The following is a 17306-nucleotide window of genomic DNA, read 5'->3' as shown; positions in this document are numbered from 1 at the left end:
AGATACTAAAAGTTTATTTTCATTCAAGTTTAAGTGTAATTAATAAGAACACTATTTTTATAAAAATGAAGTTCAATCAATGTTATCTAGTATCGTTAACCAATTTTAGATATTGAAAAGAGTTTGATTATGCAAAAGTACTGAAATAATTTAGGTCATAAACATATAAAGCAAATGGCGCTCTCGGTAGGGATCGAACCTACAACTCAGCCTCCGGAGGGCCACGTGATATCCATTTCACCACGAGAGCACATTTGTTGCCGCAGCACTAACTCGCGATATCAATGCTTTGGCGTCTATAATGATAAAGATATCCGTCGTTAATTGCCAGCACCATGCGTTTAGATGCCTATTAATTAAGCGATTTAGAATAAAACACTTCACAATTAGTTAAAAACACGCTTTTTATCAATATTAGATAAAAAAAAGTAACTGTTTAGCAACATTTTAACTATTATAGTGACTATGTGATTTGATTTAAAAGAGGAAGTGATTATGAGTTTGATGTCTACTGAGCAAGTTGCTGAGTTTTTAGGTGTAAAAGTAGAGCGTGTTAAACGCCTTACTCGTGAAAGTTTACTAATTGCGAAATCGCAGGATGAAAATGGCGAACCGCAATTTGATGCTGATGAAGTAAAAAAATATAAAGAACTAGCTGCACGTTTTGGTGGTCTTTAAAAACTCATAGATAAAGTGAGTTTATTTAGTTGCGCGCGTAATTCAATTAAGTGATTAGTTATGTCGCGCTGCTCATACCACCCTATACTCAATATTAAAAAAAACAGCTTAAAAAAATCAAGTTTATTTACTGATTTAAAAAAGCTTACACCGGCTCTACTGTACTTACTATAATTATCTAATAACTCACCTTCACTTTGCCCATCCAAATTAAAGCTCACGCACAGCGCGGCTAAATCAAAATACACATCGTTAGTTTGTCCGTACTCAAAATCAATTAAATACATACCCGAAGCATTTACAACAATGTTGTCTCTTACTAAATCGTTATGACAAAAGCCCGCATTAAATGGCATCGCTGTAACTGCTTTTAGTGCCCGCTCTATTTGTGATTTGTATAACGTATATACATCCGTATTTTGATAAAAGTGCAGCTCTTTGGCTATATCCATTGGTGTAGTCGTTGTGCTGTAACTGTGTACTTGGGCTAATTTATTAACTAAGCTGAGCGTTATATCTGACTGTGCGGTTTCACCCTCAATATAATCAAATACCGCACGACTATTCTTTTTATCGAGCCAAATAGGCGCAGGGCATATATCCAAGTCACTTAAAAAGCGCTGCGCTTCAAGGCCGTCACTTGGCCAACGGCTTTTATAACACTTTAACAAATACCCTTGTTGCTCGGTACGTATTAAAAAATTATCGTTGCTAAAGCCATTCAGCAATCGCTCGCTTGAAACAATGCTTTTAGGCTCTATAAACGCACTACACATTTTTACTAACTGATTATACTCAATCATTAATTAAAGCTGCGCTAAAGGCTTAGCTTGGCTTTGTTCGTACTCTTCGTACCAGGTTTTGAAGCCCCACGCTGCCATAATGGTATAAAATATAAAGAGTGCTAGCGTTGGGTAATAGCCTTTTTCGTAGTATAGATACATAGAAGCGGCATCTATTACAATCCAGTACAGCCAGTTTTCGAGGACTTTTTTAGCAACTAAGTAAGTAGTTACTACTGCAAAACATGTTGTAAAGCTATCAAGATAAGCAAAGTCGGCATGAGTATAGTTTTGCATAACGTAACCAATAACTATTGCAGCTACGGTTGTTAAACTGATTAAAACAGCATGACGGTTCATCGACCAAGACGTAATATTTAGATTTTCAGCTTTGCCTTTTCGCCATACAACCCACCCAAATACAGCCATATACATATAATAAAAATTAAGTAATGACTCCATTAATAATGCACCATTCCAGTACATTATTGTATAAATGAGTGTGCTAAAAAATGCTGCAGGCCAACACCATAAGCTTTCTTTTATTGCCAATAATAAGTACGCCATCGACAACCCCACCGCTATGTATTCCCAATGCGACATCGCTGTAAAACCACTTAAGGTTTGTGTTAAAAAGTCCATACTATGCAATCACCGTTCAGTTGTGCCGATTGTTATACCAATCTGCTTATATACAGGGTCTATTTAACGTTAAGAAAATTACGCTAGAACTAGGCAAAAATTTTTGTATCTAGTTGTTCTAAATAAAAATTTTTAACGACGTTATAGTGCGATTTAATTCGTTAAATTGATCAAAGATTTATGCAGGTTGGTATTATAGATTATTCAGGCGATAAGTCGCCAGAGAGAAACTTACATACAAAAATAGCTTTACCAAATTCTTCATATGAACGCTTAATTTCGGTATTTAACACCTGCATAACTAAATCGTAATCACCAAAAATTTGCGTTGATAACGTATTAGTAATCACTTTTAAATCTTCGTATTCGTTTAAGCGGTCGATAAAGCCTTTAATAAACGGAATGTAATCTTGGTGAAGTGGATATTTACTGATCTCTACTGATAATTTCATTTTAAACTCTACTTTTTAATTATTTGATTTAAACAAATCATTCAATGCCAGTTCAATACAGTGTAAAATTATACTAACACTCAATTTAACTGAGCTTATTATGGCACGTAGAATAACGTATACGTTTAAAAACCAACCGCGCGAAATTAACTTCGCAAAAGATAAATACCACGACATGTATCAAGCAATTGCTGCCGCCGAAGGTATTGATTTAACAAATTACTTAAGCATGGTACGCCAAATAGAAATGACCTCAAAAGGGTCTGCTTCTGTGCGTAACTTTCGCGACCAAGAATTTGCCCGTATGGGCTTTAGCGACATTTACTTTATAAAAGAGTAAGTATCGCTTATAGCTGTATTAACGCTGATACTCATAACTTACGCGTGGTGTAATATTACATAATAGCTCGTAAGGAATGGTACCAGCGCACAGTGCTATTTCTTCAACGGGTAGCTCAGGGCCCCACATAGTGACTCTGTCGCCAACTTTAATATTATGCTCATTAGCGCCTATATCAACGCTGATCATGTCCATAGCTACGCTTCCTACAATACCATAACGCTGCTTACCAATTATTACCGGTGTCCCCTCTTTAGCATGCCGAGGATAACCATCGCCATAACCCATAGCCACAACAGCTAACTTGGTTGGTTTATCGCTTTTCCAACGACCACCATATCCAACAGCCTCATTAGCAGGCACATCACGCACTGCAATTACGCGCGTAGTTAAACGCATAACTGGTTTTAATTTGTGTTGTTGCCCAATGCTATTTGCCATTGGCGATACACCATAGAGCATAAGCCCAGGACGTACCCAATCACCATGACCGCTTGGCCAGGCAATAATACCAGCCGAATTTGATAAACAATGCGCTTGCTCAATGCCATTCACTAAATTATCAAACAACGTAATTTGTTGAACCGTCTTAGCATTATCAACGTCATCAGCACACGAAAAGTGGGTCATTAAATTAACGGTATTTTTAGCGTTAGGTGTTTTTTGTAAGCGGTTATAAAACGCTTCAAACTGCTCTGGCGCAATACCTAATCGATGCATACCTGTATTTACTTTTAACCAGCATGTTATTGGCGCATCGAGCTTTGCTTTTTCAAGCGCAGCTAATTGGTATTCATCATGAATAATAGTTTGAAAGTTATTAGCGAGTAAAATAGGTAAGTCAGCTTTGTTAAAAAAGCCTTCTAGTAAAACTATTGGCTTTGTTAAGCCCCCAGCTCGAAGGGCAAGCCCTTCATCAATACGCGCCACAGCAAATGCGTCAGCATTATTTAAATGCTGCGCAATCGTTACTAATCCATGCCCGTAGGCATTTGCTTTTAGCACCGCCATTACTTTGCTGTTAGGTGCAAAGCCCTTAACTTGCGCTAAATTATGCGCAAGTGCAGCTAAATTAATTTCAGCAGTGGCTAAGCGCATTAGTAATCGTCATCTACCGCTGGTCCCGCATAGTTATCAAAGCGAGAAAATTGACCTTGGAATGTTAAACGCACTTTACCAATTGGGCCGTTACGTTGTTTACCTATGATGATTTCGGCAATACCTTTATCGGTACTGTCTTCGTTGTAAACTTCGTCACGGTAAATAAACATGATTAAATCGGCATCCTGCTCTATCGACCCTGACTCACGTAAATCTGAGTTAATTGGGCGTTTATCGGCACGTTGCTCTAGCGTACGATTTAGCTGCGAAAGCGCAACAACCGGACATTTTAGCTCTTTTGCTAGCGATTTAAGTGAACGCGAAATTTCAGCAATTTCAAGTGTTCGGTTATCAGCAAGGCTAGGTACGCGCATTAGCTGCAAGTAATCGACCATGATCATACTAATGCCGCCGTGGTCACGCGCAATACGACGTGCACGAGAACGAACATCGGTAGGTGTTAAGCCCGAGGCATCATCAACATACATTTTGCCTTTTTCCATCAACAAGCCCATTGTTGATGAAAGTCGCGCCCAATCGTCATCATCTAACTGACCTGTACGCACCTTAGTTTGGTTAATACGGCCAAGAGACGCTAACATCCTCATCATAATTTGTTCTGAAGGCATCTCTAGCGAGTAAATTAGCACGGGTTTGTCTTGAGTCATTGCGGCATGTTCTGCAAGGTTCATCGCAAAGGTGGTTTTACCCATAGATGGACGCGCTGCCACAATAATTAAGTCAGACGGTTGCAGGCCCGTCGTCATTTTATCAAGATCGGCATAACCTGTACTCACACCCGTTACACCATCTTGTGGCGATTGATAAAGCTCTTCTATTTTATCAACGGTTTTTTCGAGTATGTTATGAATACTTTGCGGGCCTTCCGTACTTTTTGTACGTTGCTCGGCAATTTTAAATACTTTGCTTTCGGCAAAATCGAGTAGATCGTGACTAGTACGCCCTTCGGTATTAAAACCCGCTTCTGCAATTTCATTTGCCACGCCAATCATTTCACGTACAACAGCACGCTCTCGTACAATGTTTGCGTAGGCATCAATGTTGGCTGCACTTGGGGTATTTTTAGCAATTTCGGCTAAGTAAGCAAAACCACCAATGCCTGCAAGCTTATTATTTTTTTCTAAACTTTCAGAAATAGTGATTAAATCTATCGGATCGCCAATCTCAGCAAGTGCCGTCATCGCCTCAAAAATTAACTTGTGCGTGCGGGTATAAAAATCCTGTGATACAACAAGCTCAGCTACGCGGTCAAAAGCTTGGTTATCAAGCATTAAGCCACCTAAAACAGATTGTTCAGCTTCTATTGAATGGGGAGGAACTTTAAGAGTATCGACTTGCTTATCTGGTTTGGCCATAACTTCACAGTAGTAAAATTGAATGGCTCTATTCTATCGACTTGCAGGGGCTGTGCAAATAGAAAAGCAGGAAATCTTTCCTGCTTTTTGTAATCGTGATGGGGAATGAGTGTTATTTGGTACGCAGCTCTATTCGCCCACTAATGGTATTCATTTCAACATTTGCATTACCGCCATTAATACTAAACTCTAAATCACTGGCTGGGCCATATTTAGCTTTACTGACTTTGTCACTACTGACTTTGTTAATGATTTTACCATTAGCATGGGCTTCAATTTCAAACTTTGCTGATACACTTTGTGGGAAATAAAAGTCGGCATCACCACTTACTGATTCAAAACGTACATCACCGCCTTTTAAAAGCTCGTTAATCTGTACTTCTGCTTCGCCATTGACCGTATTAATACGTAGGTTTTTAATAGCCGATAGCGTAAATTTTATATCGCCATTTACGTTTTCAAGGCGTACATCATTAGCGCTTGAAGTTGATTTAATATCACCATTAACAGCGCTAAAACGCAGCTCTCCACCTGATTGCCTATCGTTAATTTCACCATTTACGGTTTCAAATTGAATATTACCGTTTAAGTTTTCAGCGTTCACATCACCATTTACAGTGGTGAGCTTAATGTTGCCAGTAATATCATCTACCGTAATTTCGCCGTTAACCACATCAACTTCAGCGCCATTTTTAAGCTCTTTTGCAGTCACCGATACATTTACGCCAGCAAACTCTAAGCTACTGCTTTTAGGCATAAATATGGTTAAGCTTGAGCCATCGCCATTATTACCCCAATTTGATTTACGTGGCATTTTTACAATAAACTGTGTTTTATCGCCATTTGTTTTAAGCTCATAACCCTCGGCTTTGTCATCAAGTTCGCCAGATACTTTAAATTCGTTTTTATCCCAGCCTGTAATATGTATATCACCGCGTTGGTTTTCAATAAAAATAGTGCCGCCACTTGGTACGTCTATTTGCTTATCTATTTTTTCACCCGCAAATACTGCCAATGGAAATAAGCTCAGTCCTAATAAAATCGCTTTCATGTCGTACTCCTAAATGTGCTGCCAACGTGGCGCGTGCACCTTGTTAATTAAATCAAGTTGTTGTTGATATATTTGCGCTAACATTGTCAGTAGCGCTTGGTTTTGTGGTTCGTTTTCAAGAGCTTGCTTTATTGCTTGCTCAGCTTCTTCCAGTTCTTGTAGTTGCGTTTGCCAGTTAGTGGTCAATGCTTCTTTATTTTCGTATTCAACCAACAAACTGTTTTTTTGCGCCGAAAAGTAATCACTTATAGCCACTACGGGTTGTGGCTCGGGCGCTATAACAATTAGATTTACAGCAATTAAAGCAGCTAATGTGCAGGCAGCTATTGCTGTTAGTTTTGGCCAAATAATAGTGCTGTTTGGACTCTGCTTATTATTAACAATTGCTCGCTCAATCCCCGCCCATAAATCTTTTTGTGGCGTAATTTCTTTATCAAGCGTGTTTAATGACTTATTTAAGTAGTCGTTAAAGTTTGGTTTACTCATTTTCATACCACTCTTGTAATAACTGCCTAGCACGATGATATTGTGACTTACTTGAACCAACAGCCATACCTAATTGCTCCGCGATTTCCTCGTGCCTGTAACCTTCAATAGCAAATAATACAAATACCATACGTGCGCGCTCAGGAAGCCTTACTATTAACTTATCGAGGCCATTTAAGCCTTTGCAGTCGTTAGCTGATTGCTCATCCATACCGCTGTGTTCAATACTTACTACTTTTTGTAACCAGTTTTTTTGCTTGCGCAGGTAACTTATCGCTACATTACTGGCAACACTATATAGCCAAGTAGAAAACTGCGAACGCCCATCAAACAATGCTATTTTATGCCATACCTGTACAAATACCTCTTGGGCGGCGTCTTCGGCGTGTGCTTGGTCTGCTAATAAGCGTAAACATAAACCGTATACTCGTTTTATATGTAACTCATAAAGCGTTGTGTATGCGCCTTGATCACCCGATTTAACTCGCTCAATGAGTGCAGCTTCGCACAAAAGCGTTGGTTCGGGTTTAACGTGTAACATCCGTGATGCCGCCTTTTAATTATTATTGTTGAATTGCTATTTAAGTGTATTGATAAGTTAGACGTAATGACAGTTCGAAAAGGTTTAAGGAGAATGAAAAAATAATTGAATAAAAAAGGGGCTTATACGAGGCTTTATACCAATTCGCTTAATTAAGTGATCTATTTTGAGGATGGAAAAACGTGTTGATAGCTAGACAAAAAATTCGCTATTTAGTTGTTCTCGGCAATTGCTCCTGCATTGCTCTACCTTCTGCATCCATGCAGTCGTAAATGAGAATTTTTTAACACAGGTAGCGACACGTTTAGCCCCGCAACATGATTAAGTATTATTGCGGATTGGTATTATTTAACAGTGCCCTTAACTAATAAAGTTAGTCAAATTATAGGCACAAAAAAGCCGTGCTAATAGCACGGCTTTTTTCGCTTAATTAAAAATTAAGCTTCAGCGATTACGATTACTTTGATAGTAGCCGTTACGTCTGAGTGAACTGAAATTGATACGTCAAATTCACCAGTCTCACGGATAGTACCTAGAGGCAAACGAACTTCTGACTTAGCAACTTCAACACCAACAGCTGAGATAGCGTCAGCGATGTCACGAGTACCGATTGAACCGAATAACTTACCTTCGTCACCAGCTTTAGATACTAATGTAACTTCTGCTAATGCTTCTAGTTTTTCAGCGCGTGCTTGTGCAGCAACTAACTGTTCAGCGATTTTCGCTTCAAGTTCTGCACGACGAGCGTCAAACGTTTCAATGTTAGCTTTAGTCGCAGGAACTGCCTTACCTTGAGGGAAAAGGAAGTTACGTGCGAAACCAGATTTAACTACAACCTGTTCACCTAGGCTACCTAGGTTAGCGATCTTATCTAGTAGAATAACTTGCATGTTTCTACACCTTTTAAAAACTGTTAATCCGCTGCTTACTTATGTAAGTCAGTGTATGGAAGAAGGGCTAAGTAGCGAGCACGCTTAATAGCAGTTGCTAGCTGGCGCTGAAATTTAGCGCTAGTACCTGTGATACGGCTAGGTACGATTTTGCCACTTTCTGTAACATAGTTTCTAAGAGTAGCTAGATCTTTGTAATCGATTTGTTTTACGCCTTCCGCTTTAAAGCGGCAGAACTTACGACGTCTGAAATAACGTGCCATGAGATTAATTCCTCAAATAATTCTTTCGATATGCTGAGCATGCAAAACCAATTGGCTAAGGCCGTTACGACCTTCGTGGCGATTTAAAAAACCACTCACTTGCAATGCCTGCCCAACGTGCAAATGTTGAGTCTGTTGTTGCATTTGCTTTCCACTGGCAACTACCTGAAGCCTCACGTAACTATTACGGTTAAGGTCTGCTTCGGTTTGCATCGATTTATGTTCTACAACAAAAATACAATGCGGGATGCCAGCTGGGCTTTGGCTAAACTTGGGCGTTTTACAAACTACCCCAGATATAACCAGCTGATTCATAAAAGGGCTAACCATTTATATTTACCGCCAGTTAAACGCCATGCTTGGACTCAAAACAATTAAGCAGCTGGTGCTTCTTTCTTCTCTTCTCTTGCAAGAGGAGACGCTTCAGTTTCAGCAGTTTTAGTGCGGATAACTAAGTTACGAAGCACTGCATCGTTGTAGCGGAAAGTAGTTTCTAGCTCGCTGATTACTTCAGTTGGTGCTTCAACGTTCATTAGAACATAGTGAGCTTTATGAAGCTTGTTAATTGGGTAAGCCAATTGACGACGGCCCCAATCTTCAAGACGGTGGATAACACCACCAGCTTCAGTGATAGAACCAGTATAACGTTCGATCATACCAGCAACTTGCTCACTCTGATCTGGGTGAACCATGAATACGATTTCGTAATGACGCATGGATATTCCTTACGGTTAATAGAGCCTTCTACCGTTTCGGCCGGTCGGTTTAAGGCAAGGAATTAATAGTTTAAAAGCCGAAATGAGCGCGCATTTTACGCTTAGTAGGATAATTAAGCAAGCAAGTTTTTAAAGCTTTTATAGATAAGTGTTTATAGGTAAGTATTACGAGCTTTGCTCGTCGCGTCAGCAAGCTGTACGCCTACAGGTAAAGCTGAACTCGGGGTTTAATATTTATTGTAGACGCCGAGCTTGCTCGCGTGAAAGCGCAGCTTTTAATCAAATCGTTATAGTTACGATTACAACCAAAAAACATTACGAGCTTTGCTCGTCGCGTACAGCAAGCTGTACGCCTACAAATAAAGCTAAACTCGGGTTTAATACTTATTATAGACGCCGAGCTTGCTCGCGTGAAAAGCGCAGCTTTTAATCAAATAGTTTATTCTAGTTACGCTTACAACCAAAAAACATTACGAGCTTTGCTCGTCGCGTCAGCAAGCTGTACGCCTACAGGTAAAGCTAAACTTGGGGTTTAATATTTATTGTAGACGCCGAGCTTGCTCGCGTGAAAGAGCAGCTTTTAATCAAATCGTTATAGTTACGATTACAACCAAAAATTAAGCACTTATGATTCAATCAATATGTTGTTTAAAATATAGCCTTGCCATTTATTTAACAGCAATTTATTCTAGGTTACAGTTGATGTAGTCGCATAAAAGGTGATCAATAAAATATAAACTAAAATCAAAAGGATTTTTAAAATGATATCACTAAAATCACTTGATCGCGTTGTTCCTTCCTCATATTTAGCACCAGCTAAAGCCCACGACTTACTCGAAAGCCTATCTTCTGCCGCAAATTTAAAAAAGTACTTTAATATTGATGAAGCAAATAGCACTAAGCTTTCTGATATTATTACTTTGGTTGACAGTGCTTATGAAATTATTAAAGACCCCAATATAGATGACCTAGTCGAGGAAATAAAAAAGGTCATTGAAAATATAGTCGTTCTTTTTTCAGCTGAACAAATAAAAAAAATTAAAAGCTCTGAAATTTATCAAGAAGCCTATAAAGCATTTCAACTTTGGTCTGTTCTTGAAACACCAATTGGTGAACAAACTAACGGATTAAAAAAAGAGTTTGAATTTACTAAAGAGCACAAATCAAAAATTGATCAACTTAGTGTTGGTGTAACAGCTGGTGCCTACGGTGAATTTAGTATCTCTGTTTTAAATGACACAAAGCGCCCAACATTTTTATCCAAAACACTTCCAAATGGGTTTTGCCTCGTCAATCAAGATGTAAAAGCTGCCTATGATATTAATGTATCAACATCAACCTCTGCTAATATTTTTAAAATAGGTGCCGGTTTAGATAAATCAGGTAGTGTGGAGTTTGATTCGTACTACCAAGTAAATGAAGAAACTACTAGCTATAAAACCCTGTGGAGTATGTTTAAAAAACCAGTTCGCCCTTGGAACTTGAACGATATAAACACTCAATTAGTCAAGCGTACTAGTAGTGATGCTAGAGAGGGATATCGTGCATTTTCAATTAAAATGGCATCTTCTCTAATATTATCTGGCGAATTAGAAATTGGAAAATCACTCGCTTCAAAAACAAATCTTAAAGGGCATCTTATTGGAGTAGACGCCTCCGTAGCAGTCTCACTTTCAAGGCGCCAAGAAATAGCTGGTGACTTGGAACTTGATGTATATCGTAATGATCAACAGCAAATAGAACTATTACTAACTTTAAGAGAAACAGAGCAGACAAAAAACACCTTAAAACTAGCACTTGAAGCAGAAATTGAAGGAATGGATGCACTCGCCAAACAGTACATAGAAATGCTGCTTGGTAAAGGTAATGAACTGGTTAGTAAGCTTGAGGAATACAGTAACCCTGGCCAAATCTTAGTTGATGACATATTACATACAATTGATGAAGATACATGGTACAAGCCAATAGCCGAAATCACACTAGGACAAAATGAGATCGATGATGTAATTAAAAAGTTACTTGATGATGAGCTAATCGTGCAATTCAATAAGACATTGCTCTCAACAGAAGCGGCCCCAGACGACTTAGCAACATCTATAATTAATAGATTACTGAGTTTATTTGGTGTTGTGCAATCAAATGCTGACCCTATTTTTATGGCTGCTCAGCACAAGTCAGAAAAATATCTGTCTGAAAAAATAAAAATATTACAGCAAAAACTTCGTGAGAAAGCGGATGAGTTTGCTAACGATTTAAAAGAGAAAACAGCTTCCCAACTAAAACCTATCGCTTCGCTCGGCGATGACGTAGCACAGACGATTGCTAATTTTGATCAAAATATAGAAGCTAATTTTAATCGTGTAATAAATCGATACCAGATATTTAAAAAGAACATCACTGAAAAATTAGAAAAAGCAGCCAACATTAAGTTTGGTCTTAATTTAGAATCGATTAAACAACAACGTTTATTCGAACTTCAAAAATTAAAAATAACAATCCTCCAACCAGAAAATAAACAAGTACAAACCTTATTCCGCTGTTTAGCGATAGGCGACGGGAAAAAAGCCTCATTACTTATGCAAGCATTAAACAGAGCGGGTGCAATAAACTTAATACCTATCACTACACGGTTTGAAACAGCACTTAATAGTTCAACTCGGCTGGGCCTAAACATTATTGGCTTTGATATTAGTAAAGTACGCGATATTAATCGAGACTTAACGGTTGAAGTTGATGCCAATGGTAACTTATATGTTAAACACGATTACACCATTAAAGGAACTGCATCAGGGCTTTCAGAATCCAGACAAGCAAAATTAGGAATCATCTTTGGTGTTGCGCAATCAGCATTAGATCCCGAGTTTAATGGTGCTATTTCACTTGAATATACAAATCAAGATAACAAACTGCACAATTTAAGAGAGATTGAAGACTTCTTTGATTCCCTTGATTTATCGACCCACCGTCATGCCGACTCTTTACCAATAAATGTACCCATACTTATTCCCGAGCAAAATATAAAAGTCGCAATTAATCGTTATCAACATAGTATTGAAAACAGCAACATTTATACTAGTAGCGTCATAGCAATGACGATGCGTTCTGGGCATGAAGTCTATGCACAATTTGAACAACTAAATGGCGATAAGCTATATCATAATGCAGCACGTTATTTAATTTACTTACAAAGTGGTTCGCCTTTTGAAAGGAAAGTTATTTTTAATATACTGCATTTATATGCCCTAAAAGATGAATCATATAATGATCTAAGTATATTGTTTGACCATTTATTAGATGGGGATTCTAGTAGAACCGTTGATTTCCGTCGTATTAAAAAAGATTTAAAAAATACAGATAAATGGGATGACTATCTTGCGCTTGTCCCTGATTCTCAAAATGGTGCCAATGTAAATAAGTCATGGAAGGGAGTAGCTAAACGCCTTACAACCATTGGAAAAGCTGCAAGAGCACTAAAGCGTTTTCCAACAACATTAAAAAATGTAAAAAAAGCAGTTAAAGCATTTGATGCCAGTACAAACCATTTTGAAACGCTAGAAAAACTAAATCAAACCTTACTAAAACTCACTCACGAATTGGAAGAAGACTTAGATTATTGGATTGGGGTTAAAAGCATAACGCAAAACCTGATAGATGATTTATTCTCAAAATTAGGATGGGGTAAAGCAGGAATAAATACGCGTTTACTTATTTTTTGTCTTTTACTAGAGGACTCTATCGAACTTGAGAGTTCACTATTTTTAACGACCATCACGTTAAGTAATCAGTCCAACAATAGAGAAATCATTAAAATTTGATAATCAACCTGGATTCTGGTTAAGACACTTACTAACCTACTGAATTATAATGATATTTAAATTTATTTTCTCTAGCCAGAGATTTTCAGTGAAAACAAGGCGAATTTACGCGTCAATAGCTGACCTATTGCAAGTAAATTCAACGCAGTGAGCGCTGAAAATAGTTGCTTGAGGTAGATTTATTATCCAGAGTTTAGGTTAACTAGCGGCCCATAATAAGCTCGCTTACTATAGTTATTGTTTAGGGTAATTGGAAGGGAAAAATGCTTTTTTAGCATCTTCATCAAACTCTTTTTTAAAGGCTATATCAGTACCAATTACGCGTGCACGTGCAACCGCTGGGCGGCTATCAATGCTTTCAAACCAACGTTTAAGATTAGGATAAGGCGCTAAGCCCTCTTCACCTAATACAACCGGTGCTTTATCAATCCAGCCCCATGCAGATACATCAGCAATGGTATACGTATCACCCACTATAAAGTCACGACCTTCAAGGTGCGTATCAAGTACTTCGTAATGGCGCTGCGCTTCACGTAAATAACGATTAACCGCGTAATCAAGCCCTTCCGGTGCCATATGTCTAAAGTGAACACTTTGTCCTGAATACGGACCTAAACCCGATGCGATAAACATTAACCACGACAGCATTTCAGCGCGGTCATCGCCCTTGCCTTCTAGCTTCCCATACTTTTCAGAAAGGTACATTAAAATAGCATTCGAATCGAACACACGCGTTTCACCATCAACAATTGCTGGCGCTTTAGCGTTTGGATTAATTGCTTTAAATTCAGGTGTATGTTGCTCACCTTTTAAAGTATCAAGAGGAACAAGTTCAAACGGTAAGCCTGTTTCTTCTAAAAAGAGTGCAACCTTCATTGGGTTAGGAGTATGGTGAAAATAAAATTTAATCATGTAAAGTTCCTCAATAATTGAGCAACGATTAAAGCACAACTTGAGCGGGTGTTCAAATTAAGTTTTAACCAAGTAAAATACACAGTTAAAACGTGATTTAATTGTGAGGATTTCGTGATACCTCATTCGTAAATATCATTTAAGCTGAATGCAATATCAGCCTTTGCGAGAAGTAACATGCCTTTTAAAGCACTATCCCATCCATTTTTTATCTCACTTGTTGGGTTAATAATTTTTTGCTTTCAAAGCCAAGCTGCTGAGCAAGTAACTATTTCCAGTACAGCTAATCCGACTACCTTTTTAGAGCTTTACACATCGCAAGGTTGCAGTAGTTGCCCACCAGCAGAGCGCTGGATTTCAACGTTTACAGATGATGAAAAGCTATGGACTGATTTAATTCCTATTAATTTTCATGTTACTTATTGGGATTATTTGGGATGGAAAGACCCGTTTGCCTCTGCTGTTTTTAGTAAAAGACAACGCACGTATAAGGCACTCGGTAAAAGTAAGATTGTAGCAACACCCGGGTTTATGGTTAACGGCAGCGGGTGGCAAGGTTGGTTTTATAAACAAGCCATACCTGTAGCTAAAGCCCCTTATTTAGGCAATTTAAAAGCGACTATAAACAACAGTAAAATTAATCTCGAATACGATACGGTTAATACCGAAGGTGGTACTAACCAAAACTTAATAGCTCATGCAGCTCTGTTAGGCTTTGGTATAGAAACACAAATACACAGCGGCGAAAACGCAGGCCATAAATTAAAGCACGACTTTGTAGTTATTGGTTACGAGCAAAGTGACATGCAAACCAAGCAGCAATTATCACTAACTGACTTAACCCTGCCTCACGCTAAAAAAATATCGCCAACAAAGCAAGCCCTAGTACTTTGGGTATCTGAAAAAGGCGACCCTACCCCGCTACAAGTTGCAGCCGATTGGTTTTAAAAAATAAGGTTAATTGGAATAAAATTACTAATTAACAACTCAGCGCGCAATAAATGTCCTTTATATCAACTATAGAAAAAGGCTTTCAATAATTTAAAAACTAATGAATTAGCATTGTTATTACAAAGAATTTATTCTTTTTTATTGTGTGTACCTGCATAAAACATAAATAACATTGTATTTACATCAACTTTTGTTTATAAAGTAAGTTGAATGGACTCTTGAAATAAGTAATTGACTTATAAGTATAAAAAACAAGCGCCTATCAATAAAAACTTCTGCAATTATCTATATGGACAAAAATTTATGCGAATTAACCAAAGCCACATTAAAACAATTGTAATCGCTGCAATTACAGCTTCGTCTTTAGCTGGGTGTGCTACAACATCATCAAAAGTAATAGAAACACCAACTGTTGCTAGTTATAACACAAGCTACTCAGGTACAAAAAGTAAACTAGTCGTAGGTCAGTTTGTAAACCGTTCGAGCTTTCAAAATGGTATATTTTCATCAGGCCAAGACCGTTTAGGCAGCCAAGCAAAAACAACACTAATGAGCCACTTACAACAAACAAATCGCTTTAGTGTGCTTGATCGCGACAATATGGCAGCCCTTGCAGAAGAAGCAAAGTTAACAGGTACAAAACAAGTTCTTAGCGGTGCTAAATTTGTTGTAACTGGTGATGTAACAGAGTTTGGCCGTAAAGCTATTGGTGACCGCCAACTTTTTGGCTTATTGGGTAAAGGTAAATCGCAAATTGCTTACGCTAAAGTAACGCTTAATGTTGTTGATGTTACTACATCAGAAGTTATTTATTCAGTGCAAGGTGCTGGTGAATACAGCCTATCAGAACGTGAAGTTATTGGTTTTGGTAGCACAGCTTCATACGATGCCACATTAAATGGCAAAGTGCTTGACCTAGCTATTCGCGAAGTCGTTAACAAGTTAGTGACTGGTCTTGAAGCTGGCCAATGGGGCAATAAATAATGAAAAAGCTAATTACCTTAGCATTTGTTTGTATAGCCCTAACGGGTTGTAACTCAACGAAAGAACCTATTTACTATTACGGCGACTATAGCACTGCCGTATACGCCTATTTAAAAGCAGATGACGTAACAGCCGAAGATCAAATTAGTATGCTTGAGCAAATTATTGCCGATGCCGCAAACAAAAGTAAGAATGTTGCGCCTGGCCTACATGCTCATCTAGGTATGCTGTACTTTGAAACGGGTAATCCTTCATTAGGCACTACCCACTTCGAAACTGAGAAATCACTTTTCCCAGAATCAGTTCATTACATCGACTTCCTTCTAAAATCTGCGAAAGGCGCTTAATATGCTTAATTTAAAATCATACACAGCGATCGCATTAGTCACATTACTCGCTGGTTGTGTTTCGCCTCCACCAGCACATGACTACACAGCATTTAAACAAGCAGACCCTCACTCAGTTATTATTTTACCTCCACTGAATAATACACCTGAAGTAATTGCACCATACAGTGTGATGGCTCAAATGGTCGCGCCTATAGCTGAGTCGGGTTTTTATGTTTTTCCTGTTGCTTTAGTTGATCAAACCTTTAAAGGTAATGGGCTCACTGTTGCAAGCGACGTGCACCAAGTACCAGTAAATAAATTACATGAAATTTTTGGTGCAGACTCTGCGCTTTACATCACTATTGAAGAATACGGTACTAGCTATGTTGTAATTTCTAGCGAAACAGCTGTAACTGTGTCAGCCTCATTAGTTGATTTACGCACTGGCGAGCAATTATGGCAAGGCAAAGCAAGAGCCTCTTCAGCTGAACAACAAAGTAATGGCGGTGGTGGCCTTGTAGGCATGCTTGTTATTGCAGCAATTAATCAAATTGCTGAAACTGTCACTGATAAAGGTTTTGAAATCGCAGCAATGACTTCAACACGCTTACTTTCTTCAGATGTTTACAATGGCTTATTATATGGACCTCGTTCACCTAATTATGGCCAACCAGCACCAAGCGAAAAGAAAAAATAACTCTTATTGTTATTAACCTAAAGCTTGAAAAGGCCGAACCATTAAATGGGATTCGGCCTTTTTAATAACAGCTTACTTAGCTAAAAAGCTTAGTAAAGTTACTTTTAAGTATTTAGAGCAGATTTTAAAAACTAAAATTAATAGCAACAGAAAAAATAGTTTTTATAATAATACTAACTAAAAAAGCCACCATAAAAAACATAGCAAATGCTGAAACAGCCCTAGGGCAAGAGCATGAAAAAAGTCTATGCGTTCAGTACCTTTTCAAGGTAGGCTGTACTGCGCATAGCTTTTTTCTGT

Annotated in this window: 20 protein-coding genes and 1 tRNA gene; 7 read left to right on the top strand and 14 right to left on the bottom strand. The window is 38.3% G+C overall.

What is annotated here, in order from left to right:
• Window positions 1–175: 175 nt before the first annotated feature.
• Window positions 176–250 (bottom strand) — tRNA-Arg (locus NRL14_RS19205).
• Window positions 251–495: 245 nt separating this feature from the next.
• Between NRL14_RS19205 and NRL14_RS19200 the strand changes: the two genes are divergently transcribed.
• Entirely contained in the window at window positions 496–678 is a 183-nt protein-coding gene (locus tag NRL14_RS19200) for a hypothetical protein (RefSeq protein ID WP_007378484.1), read from the top strand.
• Here the strand turns inward: NRL14_RS19200 and NRL14_RS19195 are convergent.
• The 3 genes from NRL14_RS19195 to NRL14_RS19185 all read right to left on the bottom strand — a co-directional run bounded on the left by NRL14_RS19195 (window position 675) and on the right by NRL14_RS19185 (window position 2554).
• Complete coding sequence (locus NRL14_RS19195) at window positions 675–1481, bottom strand: phosphotransferase (protein ID WP_306725387.1); 807 nt, start codon at window positions 1479–1481, stop codon at window positions 675–677. The genes NRL14_RS19200 and NRL14_RS19195 overlap by 4 nt on opposite strands.
• A gap of 3 nt (window positions 1482–1484) precedes the next feature.
• The gene (pnuC, locus tag NRL14_RS19190; protein WP_008135692.1) at window positions 1485–2102 is read right to left on the bottom strand and encodes a nicotinamide riboside transporter PnuC; all 618 of its coding nucleotides are present in this window, start codon (window positions 2100–2102) and stop codon (window positions 1485–1487) included.
• A gap of 200 nt (window positions 2103–2302) precedes the next feature.
• The gene (locus tag NRL14_RS19185) at window positions 2303–2554 is read right to left on the bottom strand and encodes a hypothetical protein (RefSeq protein ID WP_008135690.1); all 252 of its coding nucleotides are present in this window, start codon (window positions 2552–2554) and stop codon (window positions 2303–2305) included.
• Between the two features lie 100 nt (window positions 2555–2654).
• On the opposite strand from NRL14_RS19185, the gene NRL14_RS19180 reads away from it, so the two are divergent.
• Complete coding sequence (locus NRL14_RS19180) at window positions 2655–2894, top strand: DUF2960 domain-containing protein (RefSeq protein WP_007378480.1); 240 nt, start codon at window positions 2655–2657, stop codon at window positions 2892–2894.
• An 18-nt stretch (window positions 2895–2912) separates the two neighbouring features.
• On the opposite strand, the gene alr is transcribed toward NRL14_RS19180, so the two are convergent.
• The 9 genes from alr to rpsF all read right to left on the bottom strand — a co-directional run bounded on the left by alr (window position 2913) and on the right by rpsF (window position 9318).
• Window positions 2913–3992 (bottom strand): alanine racemase, encoded by a 1080-nt coding sequence (alr, locus tag NRL14_RS19175; protein ID WP_306725386.1) that lies wholly within the window; start codon window positions 3990–3992, stop codon window positions 2913–2915.
• On the bottom strand, window positions 3992–5371 hold the full coding sequence (gene dnaB / locus NRL14_RS19170; protein ID WP_002963050.1) for a replicative DNA helicase: 1380 nt from the start codon (window positions 5369–5371) through the stop codon (window positions 3992–3994). The genes alr and dnaB overlap by 1 nt, the downstream gene beginning before the upstream one ends.
• 112 nt (window positions 5372–5483) lie before the next feature.
• A complete protein-coding gene (locus NRL14_RS19165) occupies window positions 5484–6422 on the bottom strand; it encodes a DUF4097 family beta strand repeat-containing protein (protein WP_306725385.1) in 939 nt (312 codons plus the stop codon).
• A 9-nt stretch (window positions 6423–6431) separates the two neighbouring features.
• Window positions 6432–6914, bottom strand: a complete 483-nt coding sequence (locus tag NRL14_RS19160) for a hypothetical protein (RefSeq protein WP_007378477.1) — start codon at window positions 6912–6914, stop codon at window positions 6432–6434.
• Window positions 6901–7449, bottom strand: a complete 549-nt coding sequence (locus NRL14_RS19155) for an RNA polymerase sigma factor (RefSeq protein ID WP_033038111.1) — start codon at window positions 7447–7449, stop codon at window positions 6901–6903. Before NRL14_RS19155 ends, NRL14_RS19160 begins: the two co-directional genes overlap by 14 nt.
• A 437-nt stretch (window positions 7450–7886) precedes the next feature.
• Window positions 7887–8339, bottom strand: a complete 453-nt coding sequence (gene rplI, locus NRL14_RS19150) for a 50S ribosomal protein L9 (protein WP_002962755.1) — start codon at window positions 8337–8339, stop codon at window positions 7887–7889.
• A gap of 35 nt (window positions 8340–8374) precedes the next feature.
• Entirely contained in the window at window positions 8375–8602 is a 228-nt protein-coding gene (gene rpsR / locus NRL14_RS19145) for a 30S ribosomal protein S18 (RefSeq protein ID WP_007378475.1), read from the bottom strand.
• Between the two features lie 12 nt (window positions 8603–8614).
• Window positions 8615–8932: a primosomal replication protein N gene (gene priB / locus NRL14_RS19140; RefSeq protein WP_033015549.1), complete on the bottom strand. Its 318-nt coding sequence runs from the start codon at window positions 8930–8932 to the stop codon at window positions 8615–8617.
• Between the two features lie 44 nt (window positions 8933–8976).
• On the bottom strand, window positions 8977–9318 hold the full coding sequence (rpsF, locus tag NRL14_RS19135) for a 30S ribosomal protein S6 (protein WP_007378473.1): 342 nt from the start codon (window positions 9316–9318) through the stop codon (window positions 8977–8979).
• Between the two features lie 761 nt (window positions 9319–10079).
• Between rpsF and NRL14_RS19130 the strand changes: the two genes are divergently transcribed.
• On the top strand, window positions 10080–13133 hold the full coding sequence (locus tag NRL14_RS19130) for a hypothetical protein (RefSeq protein WP_306725384.1): 3054 nt from the start codon (window positions 10080–10082) through the stop codon (window positions 13131–13133).
• A 234-nt stretch (window positions 13134–13367) separates the two neighbouring features.
• Here NRL14_RS19130 and NRL14_RS19125 read toward each other — a convergent pair whose 3' ends face one another.
• Window positions 13368–14045 carry a glutathione S-transferase family protein gene (locus NRL14_RS19125; protein ID WP_306725383.1) on the bottom strand — a complete coding sequence of 226 codons (678 nt, stop codon included), beginning with the start codon at window positions 14043–14045 and terminating at the stop codon, window positions 13368–13370.
• A gap of 177 nt (window positions 14046–14222) precedes the next feature.
• On the opposite strand from NRL14_RS19125, the gene NRL14_RS19120 reads away from it, so the two are divergent.
• The 4 genes from NRL14_RS19120 to NRL14_RS19105 all read left to right on the top strand — a co-directional run bounded on the left by NRL14_RS19120 (window position 14223) and on the right by NRL14_RS19105 (window position 17006).
• Window positions 14223–14993: a DUF1223 domain-containing protein gene (locus NRL14_RS19120; protein ID WP_306725382.1), complete on the top strand. Its 771-nt coding sequence runs from the start codon at window positions 14223–14225 to the stop codon at window positions 14991–14993.
• A 306-nt stretch (window positions 14994–15299) separates the two neighbouring features.
• Window positions 15300–15980, top strand: coding sequence for a CsgG/HfaB family protein (locus tag NRL14_RS19115; RefSeq protein WP_306725381.1), 681 nt, complete (start codon window positions 15300–15302; stop codon window positions 15978–15980).
• Window positions 15980–16327 (top strand): DUF4810 domain-containing protein, encoded by a 348-nt coding sequence (locus tag NRL14_RS19110; RefSeq protein WP_306725380.1) that lies wholly within the window; start codon window positions 15980–15982, stop codon window positions 16325–16327. Before NRL14_RS19115 ends, NRL14_RS19110 begins: the two co-directional genes overlap by 1 nt.
• Before the next feature lies 1 nt (window position 16328).
• The gene (locus tag NRL14_RS19105; RefSeq protein WP_306725379.1) at window positions 16329–17006 is read left to right on the top strand and encodes a DUF799 domain-containing protein; all 678 of its coding nucleotides are present in this window, start codon (window positions 16329–16331) and stop codon (window positions 17004–17006) included.
• Window positions 17007–17306: the final 300 nt, after the last annotated feature.

This window comes from Pseudoalteromonas sp. 20-92 (genome assembly GCF_030847595.1).
In the GTDB taxonomy this organism is placed as follows: domain Bacteria; phylum Pseudomonadota; class Gammaproteobacteria; order Enterobacterales; family Alteromonadaceae; genus Pseudoalteromonas; species Pseudoalteromonas fuliginea.
Note: the sequence above shows the minus strand (reverse complement) of the source record. Positions and strands in the feature narration are given on the sequence as shown.